We start from the raw sequence: 19,003 nt of genomic DNA on the forward strand, positions 1-19,003 counted from the left end.
AATGCTGTTCACTTAAGGATGGTTGAATCATTGTGGCGAGGGGATTTATCCCCGCTGGGCTGCGAAGCAGCCCCCAAACCTGAACACTCGGTGTGTCAGGCAAAAGTCATGTCTGAAGCTTTTTTGGGGCTGCTTCGCAGACCAGCGGGGATAAATCCCCTCGCCACAGATTCATCTACTGCCTTAAGTGAACAGCATTGCGCTCCCACAAGGGGAAGCGTGGGTCCTGAAACTGGGGCCAGGCTTTGCTCCCTGCCACCGTGGTCTGTAATCTCCCTGGCATTTTTCTGCCCAAGGCTTTGACTCATCATGACCACTTCCCTCATCCGCATCGCCGCCGCCCTGTTGCTCGGGCCGGACGGGCGAACCCTGCTGGTGCGCAAGCGCGGCACCCGGGCCTTCATGCAGCCGGGCGGCAAGATCGAGGCCCATGAACAGCCGGTGCAGGCGCTGGCCCGGGAGCTGGAAGAGGAGCTTGGGTTGCAGATCGACCCGGCACAGGCCCGTTACCTGGGCGTGTTCAGCGCTCCGGCGGCCAACGAGCCGGGGTTTATCGTGCAGGCCGAGGTATTTTTGCTGAGCATCGATGCCCCGGTTTCGCCGGCAGCCGAAATTGAAGAGGTGTGCTGGATCGACCCGGCCGGCGCCAGCAATCTTTTGCTGGCACCGTTGACAGGCGAGGTGATCCTGCCGTTTTATCGAACGACACTTCTAGCTACCTGCTGATTCACGCCTCAAGGACTGATGCCCATGATTCCATTGCCGGACCTGTTGATTTTCGCCGCTGCCGCGTTGCTGATGGTACTGACGCCCGGCCCGAACATGATCTACCTGATCTCCCGTTCGATCTGCCAGGGTCGCAAGGCCGGCGTCACCTCCCTGCTGGGGGTGGTGGCGGGGTTCTTCGTGCATATGTTCGCCGCGGCCGCCGGATTGACGGCGGTGTTCCTGGCGGTGCCCATGGCCTATGAAGTATTGAAATGGGCCGGTGCGCTGTACCTGTTGTGGCTGGCCTGGCAGGCGGTCAAGCCGGGCGCGCGTTCGCCCTTCGAGGCACAGCAGTTGCCAGCGGACTCGACACGCAAGTTGATCACCATGGGTTTTTTCACCAGCGCCCTGAACCCCAAGATCGCGGTGTTCTACCTGTCGGTGTTCCCGCAGTTCATCAGCCCGGAACACGGTTCGCTGTTCACCCAGAGCATTATCCTGGGCCTGACCCAGATCAGCGTCAGTTTCAGCGTCAACCTGCTGATTGCCCTGTTCGCTGCCGGCATTGCCTCATGGTTCGTCCACAACCCGACCTGGCTGGCGGCGCAGCGCTACTTCATGGGGTTTGTCCTCGGTGCGCTGGCGTTGCGCCTGATGTTTGAGCAACGGCGTTCGGCGTGAGCATCCGACGGTTGAGGGCCGGCGATGCCCAGGCGTATCGCCAACTGATGCTGCAGGCATACGCACTGCATCACCAGGCCTTCACCTCCAGCGTCACCGAGCGGGCCAAGTTGCCTATCAACTGGTGGGAGTCACGCCTGGGCAGTCGGCTCGATGTGCTGCTGGGGGCGTTTGTCGAGCAAGAGCTGGTCGGCATCGTCGGCCTGGCCCTGGAGCCCCGGGAAAAAGCCCGGCACAAGGCGCTGCTGTTCGGCATGTACGTCGCCGATGAACATCGCCATCGTGGGCTCGGCTACCAACTGGTCCAAGCCGCCCTCGCCGAAGCCCGGCGTCATCCCTTCCTGCGCCTGGTGCAACTGACCGTCACCGCCGGCAACGGCCCGGCGGTCAAGCTCTACCAGCGCTGCGGCTTCGTCCTGTACGGCCTCGAACCGATGGCGATCCGCGTGGAGGATGAGTTCCTCGACAAAATCCACATGTGGCTCGAGCTGTAAACCAACCGGCCATGACTGTTGAGCTTTTTTGTGGCGAGGGAGCTTGCTCCCGCTGGGCTGCGCAGCAGCCCCTTTTCAGGTGGGCGCTGCGCAGCCCAGCGGGAGCAAGCTCCCTCGCCACAAAAGCTCAAAAGCTCAAAAGCATCCCGGTCGACCAACCGATTGGCTCTTGAGACTGACACTGATTCGAGGCATTCCTTTAACCCACGCCGTGCCCAATTCCCTGTGGCGAGGGAGCTTGCTCCCGCTGGGGCGCGCAGCGGCCCTAGAACCCGGCGACACGGTGGATCAGGTTGATTGAGTGAGCTTCAGAGGGGGCTGCTGCGCAGCCCAGCGGGAGCAAGCTCCCTCGCCACAAAAAGCAGTCAGCGCACGGCACTGACCCCGTCCAACGTGGAAAACGACGTGTCCTTGGCCGTCAGCAAAAAGTCGCGCATGTACGGCGCGTCGAGCATGTCGGTGCGCACCGCCGCGTAGAGCGTGGCAAACAAGCCTTTCTCCCCCAGCCGCTTGGCCTTCACGTAACCCCGCGAGCTGTATTCATGCAGGGCCCAGTGCGGCATGCCGCAGACACCGCGACCGCTGGCCACCAGTTGCATCATCATCACCGTCAGTTCAGAGGTACGCACCTGGGCCGGTTCGATATCGGCCGGTTCCAGGAAACGGGTGAAGATGTCCAGCCGGTCGCGCTCCACCGGGTAGGTGATCAGGGTTTCGCTAATCAGGTCCTCGGGCACGATGTAGGGCTTGCCCGCCAGTCGATGCTGGTTGGCCACGGCGAGCATCGCTTCGTAGGTGAACAATGGCACGTAGGTGATGCCGGCCAGCTCCAGCGGGTCGGAGGTCACCACCAGGTCGAGGTCGCCCCGGGCCAGGGCTGGCAACGGCGCGAAAGCGAAGCCCGAGGCCAGGTCCAGCTCGACTTCCGGCCAGGCATCGCGGAATTGGTCGATGGTCGGCATCAACCACTGGAAGCAGCTATGGCACTCGATGGCCATGTGCAGCCGTCCGGCGGTGCCGCCAGCCAGGCGGGCGATGTCCCGTTCGGCGCCACGCAGCAAGGGCAGGGCGGCATCGGCCAGTTGCAACAGGCGCAGGCCGGCGCTGGTGAACCGTACCGGCTTGGTCTTGCGCACGAACAACGGCATGCCCAGGCGCTCTTCCAGTTCCTTGAACTGGTGGGAGAGGGCGGACTGGGTCAGGTGCAGGCGTTCGGCGGCTTCGACCAGGCTGTCGGCTTCGCGCAGGGCGTGCAGGGTCTTGAGGTGACGGAGTTCAAGCACCGGAATTGCTCCATGAGTAAAACTTGTGATCAACACGAAAAGGTTGAGTTTGTCTCATGTAGGGTCGGCTGTCGACAATGGCGCCATCTTTTACAGGAGGACGCACACCATGGCCCTGGCCCACACTCTCGGTTTCCCTCGCATCGGCGCCGACCGCGAACTGAAAAAAGCCCTCGAAGCCTACTGGAAAGGTGACCTGGCCCCGGCCGCGTTGCAGGCGGTGGGTCGCGAACTGCGGGCCCGGCACTGGCAATTGCAGAAAGACGCCGGCATCGACCTGCTGTCCGTCGGGGACTTTGCCTGGTACGACCAAGTGCTCAGCCACTCCCTGACTCTGGGCGTCGTGCCACAGCGTTTCCACAGCACCTTGAATGCCCAGGGCCGGCCGACCCTCGACACCCTGTTCGCCATGGCTCGTGGCGCCACGGCCAGTTGCTGCGGGGCCGACCACGGCCAGGCGCAATACGCCCAGGAGCTGACCAAGTGGTTCGACACCAACTACCACTACCTGGTCCCGGAGTTTTCCGCCGACCAGACCTTCGCCCTGAGCTGGGAACAGTTGTTCGATGAAGTGGACGAGGCCCATGCCTTGGGTCATCAGGTCAAACCGGTAATCATTGGCCCGTTGACCTACTTGTGGCTGGGCAAGGCCAAGGGCGAGGCGTTCGACAAGCTCGGCCTGCTGGAGCGCCTGCTGCCCATCTATGGGGAAATTCTCAACCGTCTCAAGGCCCAGGGCGTGGAGTGGGTGCAGATCGACGAACCGATCCTCACCCTCGACCTGCCTCAAGCCTGGAAGAGCGCTTTCGAGCGGGCTTATCACATCCTCCAGTACTCGCCGCTGAAAAAACTCGTGGCCACCTATTTCAGTGGCCTGCAAGACAACCTCGGCCTGGCGGTGAGCCTGCCGGTGGATGGCTTGCACATCGACGCGGTGCGCGCCCCGGAACAACTGGGCCAGGTGCTGGACCGCCTGCCGACCTACAAGATTCTGTCGGTGGGCCTGGTCAATGGCCGCAACGTCTGGCGCTGTGAACTGGAACAGGCGCTGGCGCAGCTGCAACCGGCCCAGGAGCGCTTTGGCGACAACCTCTGGGTCAGCACCTCATGCTCGCTGTTGCACAGCCCGGTGGACCTGGAGCGTGAAGACCGCCTCGATCCGGAACTCAAGAGCTGGCTGGCCTTTGCCGTGCAGAAGTGTGGTGAAGTCGCGGTGCTGCGCGATGCCCTGAACGATCCACACGCGCCCGCTGTGCAACAGGCCTTGGCCGACAGCCGCGAGGTGCAGGCCAGTCGCGCCCGTTCGGCGCGCATTCACAAACCCGCGGTCCAGGCGCGCCTGGCGGCAATCGGGCCACAGGACAGTCAGCGGCGCTCGCCGTTTGCCAAGCGCATCGAACGCCAGCGCGCCCGTCTGAAACTGCCTGCCTTTCCCACCACCACCATCGGCTCCTTCCCGCAGACCCCGGCGATTCGCCTGGCGCGTCAGGCCTACAAGCAAGGCAAGCTGTCGGCCAATGACTATCAGGACGCCATGCACACCGAGATCCGCCATGCCGTGCAGATCCAGGAACGCCTGGGCCTGGACGTGCTGGTGCACGGTGAAGCCGAGCGCAACGACATGGTGGAATACTTCGCCGAGCACCTGGACGGCTACGTCTTCACCCGTTTCGGTTGGGTGCAGAGCTACGGTTCGCGCTGCGTGAAACCGGCGATCATCTATGGCGACATCAGTCGGCCGAGCGCCATGACCGTCGACTGGATCCGCTACGCGCAAAGCCTGACCGACAAGATCATGAAAGGCATGCTCACCGGCCCCGTGACCATGCTGATGTGGTCGTTCCCCCGTGAAGACGTGTCGCGCCAGGTCCAGGCCCGACAACTGGCCCTGGCCCTGCGGGACGAAGTGCTGGACCTGGAAAAGGCCGGGATCAAGATTGTGCAGATCGACGAGGCGGCGTTCCGCGAAGGGTTGCCGCTGCGTCGCGGGCAATGGCAGGAGTACCTGGACTGGGCGGTTGACGCGTTCCGTTTGTGCGCGTCGGGGGTGGCTGATGAAACCCAGATCCATACCCACATGTGCTACAGCGAATTCAACGACGTGATCAAGGCCATCGCCGACATGGACGCCGATGTCATCACCATCGAGACCTCGCGTTCGGACATGGAATTGCTGGAGGCTTTCGAGGCGTTCGACTACCCGAACGACATCGGCCCGGGCGTCTACGACATCCACTCGCCACGGGTGCCGGACACGGCCGAGATGGTTGCGCTGATGAGCAAGGCGGTAAAACGGATCGCCGCCGAGCGGTTGTGGATCAACCCCGACTGTGGGTTGAAAACCCGGGGCTGGCCGGAAACGGAAGCGGCGCTGGTGAACATGGTGGCGGCGGCGCGGCAGTTGCGCAGTCAGTTGGCCTGAGGTCCTACGAGATTTGCACCCCCTGTGACATGCACTGTTTGGTCCGGGGACATGGTTAACCTGTGGCGAGGGGATTTATCCCCGTTGGGCTGCGAAGCAGCCCTGAAGCCAGGCGCCTTGTTGTATCAGGTGGATTGCGTCCAGCTTTTTCTGGGGCTGCTTCGCAGCCCAGCGGGGATAAATCCCCTCGCCACAAGGGATAGTATTCGGTTTTATTGCTCCCCTTGACCGGGCAACCATCACCACTCGGCAATCTTCATCAAACTGTCACGCAACTGTGGCAGCGCGCTTGAACAAACTTCATCAGACTCGCGCTCTACTGGGGTTCTGCGTTTCGGTGTTTCTTCATGCGTGTATTCATTTTCCTGGCCGCGTTGTTTTTCGGCCTGCCGTCGATGGCGGCTTCTCGGTGTGACATCAATGTTGCGACCCAACGGGTCGATCTGGATCAGGTGAGCCTGGCCTACCAGAGTGTTGGCCGTGCCTCGGATCCGGTGCTGTTGCTGGTGATGGGCCTGGGTGGGCAGTTGATCCATTGGCCGGACGAAGTGGTGGTCGCCCTGTGCGAGCAAGGTTTCCGGGTGATTCGCTACGACAACCGCGACGTCGGCCTGTCCACCTGGCGCCAAGCGCCCGGCAGCGCCAACCTGACCTTTGAAGCCCTGCGCTACAAACTCGGCTTGCCCGTGGCCGCGCCCTATACCTTGACCGACATGGCTGACGACGGACTGGGGCTGATGGACGCCTTGCACGTGCAAAGCTTCCACGTACTGGGGGTAAGCATGGGCGGGATGATCGCCCAGCACATGGCGGCCATGGCCCCCGAGCGGGTTGAAAGCCTGACCCTGATCATGACCAGTTCCAGCGCCGCAGGCCTGCCGGCGCCCAGCGAAAGGCTGGTGCAACTGTTGTCCCGGCGCGGTGCGCCGAATCGCGAAATGGCCCTGGAACAGCAGGCCGATCTGCTGGCCGCCCTCGGCAGCCCGATGGTGGTCGACGACCGCGAGGCGCTGCTGCATCAGGCCGCAGTGGCCTATGACCGGGCCTTCAACCCCGAGGGCGTAAAGCGTCAGATCATGGCGATCATGGCCGAGCCAAGCCGGGTGACGCTGCTCGATCAACTGCGCGTGCCGACCCTGGTTATCCACGGCACCGCCGACCCGTTGCTGCCGGTGATGCACGGCGTGCACTTGGCGGCGCACATCCAGGGCAGCCAGTTGAAGCTGATCCCGGGCCTGGCCCATCGTTTCCAGGAGGCATTCAAGGCGCCGTTGCTGGGTGCCGTGTTGCCGTATCTGCAGCAGCATCGCGAAGACACATCGCATTGGGCGCAGATCGAGCCGGTGCAGGCGCCTAATCTGCTCTGACAAGCCCGTACTGATCTCTTGAGCCTGGTGTGATCATGTGGCGAGGGAGCTTGCTCCCGCTGGGCTGCGCAGCAGCCCCATCATCTACCTGTCGCCGCAGTGCCCCAGGCAGACCCCAGGGGTTGCTGCGCAACCCAGCGGGAGCAAGCTCCCTCGCCACGGTCCTGTTCATCCTTGAATGATCTGGGTGGCTGACGCTTACCGCGCCTGTGCCTGCTCTACCAACTACCCCAATCAATAGCACCGCGAGGACACCTCGCATTGGGCGCAGATCGAGCCGGTGCAGGCGCCTAATCTGCTCTGACAAGCCCGTACTGATCATTTGAGCCTGGTGGGATCATGTGGCGAGGGAGCTTGCTCCCGCTGGGCTGCGCAGCAGCCCCATCATCTACCTGTCACTGCGGTGTCCCAGGCAGACCCCAGGGGTTGCTGCGCAACCCAGCGGGAGCAAGCTCCCTCGCCACGGTCCTGTTCATCCTTGAATGATCTGGGTGGCTGACGCTTACCGCGCCTTGGCCTGCTCCACCAACCACCCCATCAAGGCCTGCAACGGCCCTGACACTTCGGGTTTGTGCGGATGCACCAAGTGATAACCCAGCCCGGTCTTGACCTTCAGTTCAAACGGCATCACCAGTCGGCCGGCGCTCAAGTCATCGCCGATCAGCGACCAGTCGCCAATTGCCACGCCCGTGCCTTGGGAAGCCATGGACATCGCCAGGTCCAGGGTTTCGAAATGCTGGCCCTTGCTGACATTGCTCAAGTGCACATCGGCTGCCTTCAGCCAGGCGTTCCAGTCGCGCTCGTCACGGGTGGGGTGCAGCAGCACGTGTTGTTGCAGGTCGGCGGGTTCATGCAGCGGCACCGGCCCTTCCAGGATCGGACGGGAGCAGACGGGCGTCAGTTGTTCATCGAACAGATGTACGCACGCCAGCGAGGCGTCGGGTGCTGGGCCATAGACCACCGCGGCGTCGAAGGCTTCGCGCTGGAAATCCACGCCGTGCCTGACCGTGGTGGTCAGTTCCACCGGCACGTCCGGTCGTTCCTTCTGCCATTGCAACAGGCGCGGCAGCAGCCAGCGCATCACGCAGGTCGGGGCCTTGAGTTGCAGGGTCTGGCGTTTTTCGCCGACCTGCTCAACCGCTTCGCCGATCAGGCTGAACACCTGCTGCACCCGGGGTAGCCACGCCTGGCCTTCGGCAGTCAGGGTCAGGCCGCGTGCCTGGCGCTGGAACAGTGCATAACCCAGATGATCTTCCAGCCCGGCGATCTGCCGGCTCACCGCGCCTTGGGTGATATGCAGTTGTTCGGCGGCCCGGGTGAAATTGCAGCATTGGGCCGTGATCAGAAATGTGTGCAGCGCCGGCAGCGGGGGAAGTCGTTTCATTTCGGATCCAAGCCATGACGTGAGGACATGGCTAGTATGACTTTTTATCCATTGTTGCCGCTATGGTCGGACCGTTCCAATAACGCCATTCCCAAGACAGAAAAAGGGTCCCGCCGCATGCCGTGCGAGGCCCTTTACACGACACGAAAAGGCAATGGCAATGGCGACGTGCGGCGAAGTATTGGTCAAGTTACTCCACGCGTATGGCGTGGAGCAGGTGTTCGGCATTCCTGGCGTGCACACCGTCGAGTTGTACCGCGGGCTGGCCCGTTCCAACATCCGCCATGTGACCCCGCGTCATGAACAGGGCGCAGGTTTCATGGCCGACGGTTACGCCCGGGTCAGCGGCAAGCCCGGCGTGTGTTTCATCATCACCGGCCCCGGCATGACCAACATCACCACCGCCATGGGCCAGGCCTACGCCGATTCGATCCCGATGCTGGTGATCTCCAGCGTGCAGTCGCGCAACCAGTTGGGCGGCGGGCGCGGCAAGTTGCATGAACTGCCGAACCAGGCTGCATTGGTGGGCGGTGTCGCGGCGTTTTCCCACACGCTGATGTCCGCCGCTGAATTGCCCGGTGTGCTGGCCCGGGCGTTCGCCGTGTTCCAGGCTGGGCGCCCGCGGCCGGTGCACATTGAAATTCCGTTGGACGTGCTGGTCGAAGACGCCGATGCCTTGCTCGCCAGTGTGCCGGTGAACATCAACCGTGCCGGTGCTGCGCCGAGTGCCGTGGCGCAAATGGCTGCAAAGTTGGCATCGGCTCAACGGCCGTTGATCCTGGCCGGCGGCGGTGCCATCGACGCGGCGGCCGAATTGACTGAACTGGCCGAACGTCTCGGCGCACCCGTGGCGTTGACCATCAATGCCAAGGGCCTGTTACCGTCCCGGCATCCGTTGCTGATCGGCTCCACGCAGAGCCTGGTCGCCACCCGCGCGTTGGTGGCCGAAGCGGATGTGGTGCTGGCCATCGGCACCGAGCTGGCCGAGACCGACTACGACATCACCTTCGCCGGCGGCTTCGAGATTCCCGGTGCGTTGCTGCGCATCGACATCGACCCGGACCAGACCGTGCGCAACTACCCGCCGCACCTGGCGCTGGTGGCCGACGCTCGCGTCGCCACCCGGGCCGTGCTCGATGCGCTGAGCCAGCACCCCTTGGCCGAGCGCCGTGACGATTGGGGCACGACGCGTGCCGCCCGGTTGCGCGCAGAGCTTCAAGGCAGTTGGGACGCCACGACCCGCGCCCAGACCTTGTTTCTCGACACCGTCTTGCAAGCGCTGCCGGAGGCGGTGTTCGTCGGCGATTCGACCCAACCGGTGTACACCGGCAACCTGACCTTCAACCCGGAGCAGCCACGCCGCTGGTTCAATTCATCCACCGGCTACGGCACCCTCGGCTACGCCTTGCCGGCGGCCATTGGCGCCTGGCTTGGTGGCAAGGACCGCGGCCATGGTCGCCCGGCGGTGGTGTGTTTGATTGGCGATGGCGGGTTGCAGTTCACCCTGCCGGAACTGGCCAGCGCGGTGGAGGCGCGCACGCCGGTGATCGTGCTGCTGTGGAATAACCAGGGCTACGAAGAGATCAAGAAATACATGGTCAACCGCGCCATCGAGCCGGTGGGCGTGGACATCTACACCCCGGATTTCATCGGTGTCGCTAGGGCTTTGGGCTGCGCTGCGCAAGCCATCGACGGCGTGGCGCAACTGCACGCCGCGTTGCTCGCCGCTTGCGACCGGCAGGGCCCGACGCTGATCGAAATCGACCAGGCAACCTGGATGGCGCAGGTGTCGAAATGAATGTCCCTACGACGCAAGACGGGCTGTACATCAACGGTGAGTGGTTGGCCGGCGATCAACCGCTGCGGGTGATCAACCCGGCGACCGAAGCGCTGCTGACCACCGTTCATGGCGGTGGTGAACGCGCCGTCGATCAGGCGTTGAACGCTGCGACCCAGGCTTTCACGCACTGGTCGACCACCACCGGCGCCGAGCGTGGCGCGATCCTGCGCCGGATTGCCGCTGGCGTGCAGGCAGGCCGCGAGCGGTTGATGCAATTGCAATCGAGCAACAACGGCAAACCGTTGTTCGAAGCGGCCATCGATGTCGACGATGTGGTCGCCACCTTCGAGTATTACGCCGAGTTGGCCGAAGGCCTGGACGCTCGGCAAGACAGTCCGCTGGCATTGCCCAGTGCTGATTTCAGCGCACGCCTGCGCCGCGAACCGTGCGGCGTGGTCGGCTTGATCGTGCCGTGGAATTTCCCGATGGTTACCACGGCCTGGAAACTCGCCCCGGCGTTTGCTGCCGGCTGCTGCGTGGTGCTCAAGCCCTCGGAAGTCACACCGTTGCCGGAGCTTGCGCTGGCGTCGATCATCGCCGAATCCGGCTTGCCCCACGGGGTGTTCAACCTGGTCTGCGGCACCGGCCTGGCAGTTGGCGCGCCGCTGGCGGCGGACCCGCGCGTGGCGAAGATCTCCTTCACCGGCAGCAACGCGGTGGGCGTGCAAGTGATGCAACGGGCGGCGGAAACGGTGAAGGGCGTGAGCCTGGAACTGGGCGGTAAATCGTCCCTGCTGGTACTGGCGGACGCCGACCTGGACCTGGCGGTGGAGCTGGCCTGTGGCGGCGCTTTCTTCAATGCCGGACAGATGTGTTCGGCCACCAGCCGCGTGCTGGTGGCCGATGAGCTGGCCGATGAATTCCTGCGCCGGCTCAAGGCCCGTGCCGAAGCGATCCGCGTGGCCGATCCGTTCGATCCGGACGTGGAGATGGGGACACTGGTCAACCAGGCGCAATACCAGCGGGTGCTGGGGCACATCGACCGAGGCCTGAGCGCCGGAGCGACCCTGGTGTGCGGCGGCCAGCGACCGACGCACCTGCCGCGCGGCTTTTTTCTACAGCCGACAATCTTCACTGACGTGCCCCTCGACAGTGCGCTGTGGTGCGAAGAGATCTTCGGGCCAGTGGTGTGCGTACGCCGTTTCAGCAGCCAGGCGCAGGCCATCGCCCTGGCCAACGACAGCCGTTTCGGTCTGGTGGCCAGCGTGGTCAGCCGCGATGCCGAAGCCGCCGGGCAGGTGGCCGACGCGTTGCAGGCTGGGCTGGTGTGGATCAACGCGCCCCAGGTGATTTTTCCCCAGGCGGCGTGGGGAGGGTACAAGCAGAGCAGCCTGGGCCGCGAGTTGGGACCTTGGGGGTTGGCCGCGTTCCAGGAAATCAAGCATGTGGTCCGGGCGATCTGACGGCACGTTTTCAGGTCATGCATGCCTCGAAAAAAGGCATGCGCCAAGGACATGGCTCCAATGAGTTTTTTTCGATAGTCAGGGATTTTGCACAACCTCAGGATGGCCGCAGGCGGCGGCAAAGCCCAGGCAATACGGGGCTTTCGTCGACGCCGAACGGTGCGGGCACAACGGTTTTCACCCACCTCATACTTAAAAGAATAAAGGGAGTCCTCATGGGCGAGCATGATCTGAACAGACGTCAATTCATCAAGACTGCAAGTGTGGTTTCGGTTGCAGCGGCGGCCATGAGCATGCCGTTCATCAGTGCGCGGGCCAGTGACACGCGGTTCGTCGGCAAGACCCTGCGCCTGCTGACCTGGTCCGATGACACCGGGCTGGCGGCGCTGCGCAACATCGCCGCCACCTTCGAGGCCAAGACCGGGGCCAAGGTCATCGCCGACCGCACCGGCAGTACCTCGGAGATGGTGGCCAAGCTCAAGGCCGGTGGCGACCGGCCGCAGTACGACATCATCACCCTGGCAGGCGTCGGCGCCGAGGGCCTGGCCGTCGCCGGGCTGCTGGAAAAACCCGACCTCAACCGCATCCCCAACCTGGCGGACGTGCCGGCGCAATACCGCACCGGCGCTGGCGGCCATGGCATCGGTTACCTGCTGTGGTGCAACAGCCTGGTCTACAGCACCCGTACCTTGCAGCAGGCACCGGACAGTTACGCTGCGCTGTGGGACGCGGAGCTGGCGCCGAACATTTTCCTGCCGCCGCCGAACTGGACCGAGGCCATGGACCTGATCATCATCGCCGCCAAGCTGGCCGGTGGTGATGAACACAACATCGAACCCGGCTTCAAGAAACTCGCCGAACTCAAGGATCGGGTGGTGACCCTGGGGGAAAACCCGAACCAGATCGCCGAGCTGTTCCGCACCGGTTCCCTGGACATGGGCGGCTTGTATGCGCCGGCGTTTTTCCCCAAGCAGATCCGCGACCCGGCCTACGGCCTGGGGGCGACGTTCGGCATGAAGGAAGGTTTCTACACCGACCTGATGCTCTCGGTCATGCCAAAAAACCGCCCGGGCGACACCGACCTGGCCTACGCCTTCATCGACCACTCCCTCGACCCGCTGGTGCAGGGCAAGATGGCCGAAGACATCTTCAACGGCCCGGTCAACGCCAAGGCCATCATCTCCAGCGAAGCGCGCAAGAGCCCCTACATCCTCACCCCGGAGCAAATCGCCGACAAAGCGATCATGCATGACAACGCCTTCCTGGCGACGGTGCATGACCAGTGGATTCGTCGGTACACGGAAATCTTCTCTTCCTGAAACAAGCGCTGCACACCGCCTGCCCAGCATAGGGAATTGAGGAGTACGCGGCCTCTGTGACCACCCGAGATCCAGTGTGGGAGCGAGCTTGCTCGCGATAGCGGTAGGTCAGTTGAAGGAGATGTTGACGGTGCTGCCGCCTTCGCGAGCAAGCTCGCTCCACAGGGAAGTGGGTTGTTTTGAAATTGTGTTTGTCCTGTCGTGTTCCTCTGACGAGATCTTGCCATGGAACCCCAACCGTTAACCCATCCCCAGCGCGTCGCATCCATGCGTCCACCCCGGGAGATTTCACCCACCGGCCGAGCCTGGCTGTTCCTGTCGCCGTCCATGCTGTTTCTCGGCGTGCTGATCGCCGCCAGCCTGCTGGTGCTGCGCATGAGCGTCGGCACCAAGGGCGCGGAGTGGAGTGGGTTCAGCCTCGCCAGCTACGAGCAGTTGCTGGAGCCTTATTACCTCAAGTCCCTGCTGCTGACCTTGCGCCTTGCATTGATCAGCGCGGTGATTGCTGTGCTGCTGGCGATCCCCGTGGCCTACACCATGTCGCGCCTGGCCTCGCCGTTGTTGCGGCGGGTGTTCCTGGCGGCGGTGCTGTTGCCACTGTTGGTCAACCTGCTGCTGCAAAGCTATGGCTGGCTGGTGATCCTCGGCCCTGCCGGCATGCTCAATCAGGCGCTCATGGGCCTGGGTTTGATCAAGCGACCGGTCATGCTGCTGTACAACCAGAATGGTGTGTTGATGGGCCTGGTCCAGACGGCCTTCCCCCTGGCCGTGTTGCCCATCGCCAGCGCCATGCGTGGGGTCGCCCGCAGCTATGAAGAGGCCGCCGCGACCCTCGGCGCCAGCCGCTTCCAGGTGTTTCGCCAAGTGGTGCTGCCCATGAGCCTGCCGGGCATCATCACCGGCGCGACGCTGGTGTTTGCCTACAACGCCAGCAGCTTTGTCGTGCCGCTGCTGTTGGGCGGCCGGCGGGTGCCGATGCTGGCGGTGATGGTCCACGATCAGATTGCCCCGTTGATGAACTGGCCCGCCGCGTCCGCCGCTGGGGTGGTGCTGATTGTCACCACGTTGATGATCATGACCCTGTCCGAATATTTCACCGGCCGTCGTCGGCGGATGCTGGAGGCTTCTCAATGACCGCGTTGAGCAAAAAACGCCAGTCGCTGTTGCCCGGTGAAACCGGGCGCGCAGTGGGGCTGCTGTCGGGTTTCATCCTGCTGCTGGCGGTGCTGCCGATCCTGACCATGATCGTCATGTCTTTCAGCGGCGCCGCGAACCTGGACTTTCCGCCGAGCAGCTACAGCCTGCAATGGTACCGGGCGGCCTGGCACACCTTCGTATCGCCGGATGCCAGCGATGTGCTGAGCCTGGGCCAGGCCATGGGCACCAGTTTGTTGGTGGCCTGCCTGACCATGATTTTCGCCACGCTGATCGCCGTGCCGGCGGCCTACGCGCTGACCCGTTGCGAGTTCCGTGGCAAGGCTGTGGCGCTGCAACTGATGTCGCTGCCGTTGGTGTTTCCCATGGTGGTGCTGGGGTTGGCGCTGCTGTTGGTGTTCGACAGCCTGCCGTTCCAGATGACCACCTCGCGGCTGGTCATTGCCCACGTGATCCTCGCCTTGCCGTTCGTGGTGAAGAACTGCACCGCCGCCATGCTTGGTATCGGCAGCGAAGTCGAAGAAGCCGCGCGAATGCTCGGGGCGACACCGCGGCGGGCCATCGTCGATGTGGTGGTGCCATTGATGAAGTCGGGGATTCTCGCCGGGATGCTGCTGGCGTTCATTGTCTCGTTCAACGAATTCACCGTGACCTATTTCCTCTACACCATCGATGTCATGACCGTGCCGATCTGGATGTACAGCCGCACCGTGTCGTCGCTGGACCCCACCGTTTTCTCGTTTGCCGTGCTCATCGTGCTGATCGACTTCGTGCTGATCTGGGCGTTGGAGAAGCTGGTGGGCGAGGGCGGCGTTTCCTTTTGATTTCAAGGTGAAGACATGACTGGACTGATACTGGAAAACGTCGAGAAACATTACGGCTCGGCCTGTGCGGTGAAGGACGTGAACCTGCATTTGCCCGAAGGAAAACTGGTGTGCTTTCTCGGGCCTTCAGGCTGTGGCAAGACCACTTTGCTGCGCATGATCGCCGGCCTGGAGAGCCTCAGCGGCGGGGAAATCCGCCTGGATGGCGAAGACATCGGCCATACCCCGGCGCACCTGCGTAACTTCGGCATGGTGTTTCAATCGCTGGCGCTGTTTCCCCATATGACCGTCGGCGAGAACATCGCCTATCCGCTGAAGCTGCGGGGCGTGGGCAAGGCCGAGCAACAAGCGCGGGTGGTGGAGTTGCTGGAACTGATCCAGCTCCAGGCGATGATCGACCGGCCCGTGGCCAAACTGTCCGGCGGTCAACGCCAGCGCGTGGCGATTGCCCGGGCCATTGCTGCCCGGCCGAAGATCCTCTTGCTGGACGAACCGCTGTCGGCCCTGGACGCCAAGCTGCGCGAGTCGATGCAAGTGGAAATCCGCCAACTGCAGCAGCGGTTGAACATCACCACGATCCTGGTGACCCATGATCAGCGCGAAGCCATGACCATGGCCGACATCGTCGTGGTGCTGGGGGAACATCGGGTGCAACAGGTCGGTACGCCGATCGAGATCTACCGGCACCCGGCCAATGAGTTCGTCGCCGACTTCATCGGCTCTGGCAACATTTTTCCGGCGACCACCCTGGGCAACGGGCGAGTGGGGCTGCCGGGTGGCGATGCGCTGGAGGTGCCGGCCAGCGATAGCCTCAAGGTCGGCGAAAAGATCAAGCTGCTGGTGCGCCCCGAAGACCTGCAACTGTCCGCGCCCCAGGCCACGGTGGGCAACCGGTTGCTGGGCAAGGTCACGTTCGTGCGTGACATCGGTGCGACGATCGAGACTACGGTGGAGTGTTCCGGCATTTCGTTCACGGCATTGAGCACGCCGTGCCAGGGCATGGACCTGGGCATCGGGCATGCGGTGTCGGTGACCATACCGGCGCAGGCATGTCGGGTGCTCGCTGCCTGATTTCAAAAGGCAATGCAAACCCAGATCAAACCGTCATCCGCAACCGCGCCAAGTCCCGCAACGGCGGCGCGCCGAACAATCGGCTGTACTCGCGGCTGAACTGCGAAGGGCTTTCATAACCCACCCGATAGCCCGCCGCCGAAGCTTCCAGCCCTTCGGCGAGCATCAGGCGCCGGGCTTCCTGCAAGCGCAGTTGCTTCTGGTATTGCAGCGGGCTCATGGCGGTCATGGCCTTGAAGCGGTGATGCAGGGTCGAGACGCTGAGGTTCACTTCCCGGGCCAGGTCATCGATGCGCAGCGGCTGTTCGAAATGGCCGTTGAGCCATTTGATCGCCTGGCTGATGCGATGGCTCTGACTGTTGGCGATAGCGATTTCGTACAGCCGATAACCCTGGGGACTGCGCAGCAGACGATAGAGGATTTCCCGGCGCACCAGGGGCGCGAGCATGGCAATGTCTTTCGGCGTATCGAGCAACCGCGCCAGGCGCAGTACGGCGTCGAGCATTGGCGTGTCCAGGCGTTCGACATACAGCCCGCGCCCGGCGGGGCGGGTCGGTACGCCCAGGGGGCCGGCGTCGGCGATCAACGCGGTGATTTCCGCCGGGTCGATGTCCAGGCGCAGGGCCAGGATGGGTTGCTCGGGCGAAACGTCGGCAACGCAACCACTCAACGGCATCGAGACCGAGACCACCAGGTAATGGAGTGGGTCGTAGTTGAACAACTCATCCGCCAGGCGCACCTGTTTGCTGCCCTGGGCCATGATGCACAGCGCCGGTTGCGCCAACACCGGGGCGAACTTATGCGGCTGGCTGTGCCGTGACAGATTCAGTGAGCCGATGGCCGTGGCGTAGCTTCCGTCTTCGCTGGTGTTGCGGTCGATGATCGATGCCAGTTCGGCGCGCTGTTGTTCCAGATACGTGTCCAGTGGGACGTGGGCGTGGTCGAGTGGCGACATGCCGGGATCCTCAAGCGATAGGGAGCGATGAACAAAAGCTTATGTTTGTGCAAGGCACAGCGATAGCAACATCCTGTTGAAAGCTTGCCTGATCCTGCACGGCGCAAAGGGCCATGACGCTGCAATGCTGTGGAAACTTGCTTGAAACCTTTTGTTTCAACTTCCCGGGTTTCGACCGGATCGATAGCAAATTTTATGATACCGACGCGCAGGATCGTGCAATGGCTCGGCAGGAATCGACTAACGAAACTGGCAGGGCGGCGCTTAACCTTTGATCCTGTCGCGGCCTGTCCCCGGCTGCACAACGGATGACCTGGGAGGGTTGAACATGTCTACACAGATCCCCGTCAGTCACATGGCTTTTGTCCGGGCCCGCGTCGGTTGCTCCAAGCAACTGGGCGCACGCCTGAGTACGCTGATCGCGCCTTCGCGCCAGGCCCCCGGTTGCCTGTACTTTGCCTTGCAGCATTCGCAGTGCGATGCCGATTTGTGGCTGGTGTCCGGGCTTTGGGTCAATCAGGCGGCCATGGATGCCTACTTCAATTCCCCGGCCATGGCGATATTTGCCGAGCTGGTGCAAGACCTGGTGGTGAGCAGCCTGGATTTCCATACGTTCCGCGACGTGTCCGCCGCCCAGGCGACCGAAGGGTGCCTGGCGCAGGTACACAAACTGGCTGGTTGAAGGTTTAATGAGCGTCATTTTCCACCGCCAGGATGCACAAGACATGGCACGTAAAGCCTTTGAAACCTTTGAAGCTGTTTCCGCTGTAATCCCCAAAGAAGGCGGCGGCTACCATGCCGCCATCGCCACCAAGGCCATCGGTGGTTCCGGTGCGCCGCGTTTCAACAAGATCCTTGAAGAGCAAACCTTCGAGACCGCGGTCAAAGCCGATGAAGCGGCAGCCCTGCAGCTGACCCACCTCAAAGGTGTCGACGACGAGGGCGGGTTGGTCTGGTAGCGGCACGATCACCCGGTAGGGCTTTTGTGGCGAGGGAGCTTGCTCCCGCTGGGCTGCGAAGCGGCCCCCCGGTTTGTCTGACACACCGCAAGGGGACGCTGCGCGTCCAGCGGGAGCAAGCTCCCTCGCCACAGGTTGCTGTTTCTTCTTGAGAGCCGTGTCGCTTACTTCGGGCGATGCATCTTGAACAACGCCTCAGGCCCCAGCTGGAAATAATCCGCCGGCCCGCCACCGCGCAAGATCGGCTCGGCGGCGGCGGTGTCGTACACCCCGTCTTTCAACAACCACTTGGCGATATGCACGGCGACCACTTCGCCGAGAATCAGCCAGCTTGGCACCAGCCCTTTGTCCGCTCGCTGCAGTTGAATAATCTGCGTGACCTTGCATTCGAAGGACACCGGGCTTTCGGCGACGCGTGGAACCTGGATTACCCGTGATGGGGCGGCCGTCAAACCCGCCAGTTCGAACTCATTGACCTCTGGGGCGACCATCGCGCAGCTCTGGTTCATCTGCTCGGCCAGCGGGCGCGTGGCCAGGTTCCAGGCGAACTCGCCGGTCTGTTCGATGTTGTTCAGGCTGTCTTTGCGCCCAACGCTGGAGAACCCGATGATCGGTGGAATGTAGTTGAAGGCGTTGAAAAAACTGTAGGGCGCAAGGTTCAGGCGGCCTTCGGCATCCTGGGACGAAATCCAGCCAATGGGGCGCGGGCCAACGATGGCATTGAATGGGTCGTGGGGTAGGCCGTGGCCGTTGGCGGGTTCGTAGAAGTGGATGTCATCGGGCATGGTTGAAGAAGGTCCTGCGGTGGGCTTTCAAAGGGATTGGAAGATAGTGCAGGGCCGCGCTGTTTTTGTCAGCACCCTGGGACACTGTGGGAGCGGGCTGCTCGCGAATGCGCAGGTTCAGATACATAGATGTCGACTGACATACTGTCTTCGCGAGCAAGCCCGCTTCCACAATTTGATGAGTGGCGATAACAAAACCACTGGCGGTCTTCCTTTTTCCATAGCCCATGAATAACTAAGCCCGGCCGAAGCCGGGCTGTGAGGGTGTCGTTCTCGAGTTAGCTGATGGCAGCAGTGTTAGTGCGGTCGAAGCCGTCTTCAGCAACGGTGGCGCCGTTAGTGCGGTCGAAGCC

17 protein-coding genes are annotated in these 19,003 nt (G+C 62.8%); 13 read left to right on the plus strand and 4 right to left on the minus strand.

The genetic code is table 11. The features are described from left to right. The first annotated feature begins 309 nt into the window (after nt 1-309). The 3 genes from BLU76_RS15775 to BLU76_RS15785 are packed head-to-tail and all read left to right on the plus strand — an operon-like array spanning nt 310 to nt 1,883. Nucleotides 310-726 carry an NUDIX hydrolase gene (locus BLU76_RS15775; protein ID WP_092223428.1) on the plus strand — a complete coding sequence of 139 codons (417 nt, stop codon included), beginning with the start codon at nt 310-312 and terminating at the stop codon, nt 724-726. Nucleotides 727-750: 24 nt separating this feature from the next. Continuing rightward, nucleotides 751-1,389 carry a LysE family translocator gene (locus BLU76_RS15780; protein ID WP_063324566.1) on the plus strand — a complete coding sequence of 213 codons (639 nt, stop codon included), beginning with the start codon at nt 751-753 and terminating at the stop codon, nt 1,387-1,389. Continuing rightward, complete coding sequence (locus tag BLU76_RS15785; RefSeq protein WP_092223430.1) at nt 1,386-1,883, plus strand: GNAT family N-acetyltransferase; 498 nt, start codon at nt 1,386-1,388, stop codon at nt 1,881-1,883. Before BLU76_RS15780 ends, BLU76_RS15785 begins: the two co-directional genes overlap by 4 nt. A gap of 365 nt (nt 1,884-2,248) precedes the next feature. Here BLU76_RS15785 and metR read toward each other — a convergent pair whose 3' ends face one another. Further along, on the minus strand, nt 2,249-3,166 hold the full coding sequence (metR, locus tag BLU76_RS15795; protein WP_063324568.1) for a transcriptional regulator MetR: 918 nt from the start codon (nt 3,164-3,166) through the stop codon (nt 2,249-2,251). Nucleotides 3,167-3,275: 109 nt separating this feature from the next. Here metR and metE point away from each other — a divergent pair, with 109 nt between their 5' ends. Then, nucleotides 3,276-5,588, plus strand: coding sequence for a 5-methyltetrahydropteroyltriglutamate--homocysteine S-methyltransferase (gene metE / locus BLU76_RS15800; protein WP_092223434.1), 2,313 nt, complete (start codon nt 3,276-3,278; stop codon nt 5,586-5,588). A gap of 347 nt (nt 5,589-5,935) precedes the next feature. After that, nucleotides 5,936-6,955, plus strand: coding sequence for an alpha/beta fold hydrolase (locus BLU76_RS15805; RefSeq protein WP_092223436.1), 1,020 nt, complete (start codon nt 5,936-5,938; stop codon nt 6,953-6,955). Between the two features lie 502 nt (nt 6,956-7,457). Here BLU76_RS15805 and BLU76_RS15810 read toward each other — a convergent pair. Further along, the gene (locus tag BLU76_RS15810) at nt 7,458-8,339 is read right to left on the minus strand and encodes a LysR substrate-binding domain-containing protein (RefSeq protein WP_092223437.1); all 882 of its coding nucleotides are present in this window, start codon (nt 8,337-8,339) and stop codon (nt 7,458-7,460) included. A gap of 160 nt (nt 8,340-8,499) precedes the next feature. On the opposite strand from BLU76_RS15810, the gene BLU76_RS15815 reads away from it, so the two are divergent. From BLU76_RS15815 to BLU76_RS15840, 6 genes are all read left to right on the plus strand, one after another. Then, entirely contained in the window at nt 8,500-10,137 is a 1,638-nt protein-coding gene (locus BLU76_RS15815) for a 5-guanidino-2-oxopentanoate decarboxylase (protein ID WP_092223439.1), read from the plus strand. Then, entirely contained in the window at nt 10,134-11,582 is a 1,449-nt protein-coding gene (locus BLU76_RS15820; RefSeq protein WP_092223441.1) for an aldehyde dehydrogenase family protein, read from the plus strand. Before BLU76_RS15815 ends, BLU76_RS15820 begins: the two co-directional genes overlap by 4 nt. A gap of 215 nt (nt 11,583-11,797) precedes the next feature. Next, nucleotides 11,798-12,901 carry an extracellular solute-binding protein gene (locus tag BLU76_RS15825; protein ID WP_092145053.1) on the plus strand — a complete coding sequence of 368 codons (1,104 nt, stop codon included), beginning with the start codon at nt 11,798-11,800 and terminating at the stop codon, nt 12,899-12,901. Nucleotides 12,902-13,126: 225 nt separating this feature from the next. Further along, entirely contained in the window at nt 13,127-14,035 is a 909-nt protein-coding gene (locus BLU76_RS15830; protein ID WP_092145055.1) for an ABC transporter permease, read from the plus strand. Continuing rightward, on the plus strand, nt 14,032-14,880 hold the full coding sequence (locus BLU76_RS15835) for an ABC transporter permease (protein WP_003205149.1): 849 nt from the start codon (nt 14,032-14,034) through the stop codon (nt 14,878-14,880). The genes BLU76_RS15830 and BLU76_RS15835 overlap by 4 nt, the downstream gene beginning before the upstream one ends. 15 nt (nt 14,881-14,895) lie before the next feature. Further along, nucleotides 14,896-15,951 carry an ABC transporter ATP-binding protein gene (locus tag BLU76_RS15840; RefSeq protein WP_092223443.1) on the plus strand — a complete coding sequence of 352 codons (1,056 nt, stop codon included), beginning with the start codon at nt 14,896-14,898 and terminating at the stop codon, nt 15,949-15,951. 25 nt (nt 15,952-15,976) lie between these two features. On the opposite strand, the gene BLU76_RS15845 is transcribed toward BLU76_RS15840, so the two are convergent. Then, complete coding sequence (locus BLU76_RS15845; protein ID WP_092145061.1) at nt 15,977-16,906, minus strand: AraC family transcriptional regulator; 930 nt, start codon at nt 16,904-16,906, stop codon at nt 15,977-15,979. Nucleotides 16,907-17,234: 328 nt separating this feature from the next. On the opposite strand from BLU76_RS15845, the gene BLU76_RS15850 reads away from it, so the two are divergent. Both BLU76_RS15850 and BLU76_RS15855 read left to right on the plus strand, forming a co-directional pair. Continuing rightward, complete coding sequence (locus tag BLU76_RS15850; protein WP_092145063.1) at nt 17,235-17,588, plus strand: putative quinol monooxygenase; 354 nt, start codon at nt 17,235-17,237, stop codon at nt 17,586-17,588. 43 nt (nt 17,589-17,631) lie between these two features. Continuing rightward, nucleotides 17,632-17,865 carry a hypothetical protein gene (locus BLU76_RS15855; RefSeq protein WP_063325233.1) on the plus strand — a complete coding sequence of 78 codons (234 nt, stop codon included), beginning with the start codon at nt 17,632-17,634 and terminating at the stop codon, nt 17,863-17,865. A gap of 164 nt (nt 17,866-18,029) precedes the next feature. Here the strand turns inward: BLU76_RS15855 and BLU76_RS15860 are convergent, their stop codons facing one another. Further along, a complete protein-coding gene (locus tag BLU76_RS15860) occupies nt 18,030-18,650 on the minus strand; it encodes a flavin reductase family protein (RefSeq protein WP_063324578.1) in 621 nt (206 codons plus the stop codon). Nucleotides 18,651-19,003: the final 353 nt, after the last annotated feature.

The organism is Pseudomonas sp. NFACC08-1 (assembly GCF_900106735.1).
In the GTDB taxonomy this organism is placed as follows: domain Bacteria; phylum Pseudomonadota; class Gammaproteobacteria; order Pseudomonadales; family Pseudomonadaceae; genus Aquipseudomonas; species Aquipseudomonas fluorescens_Q.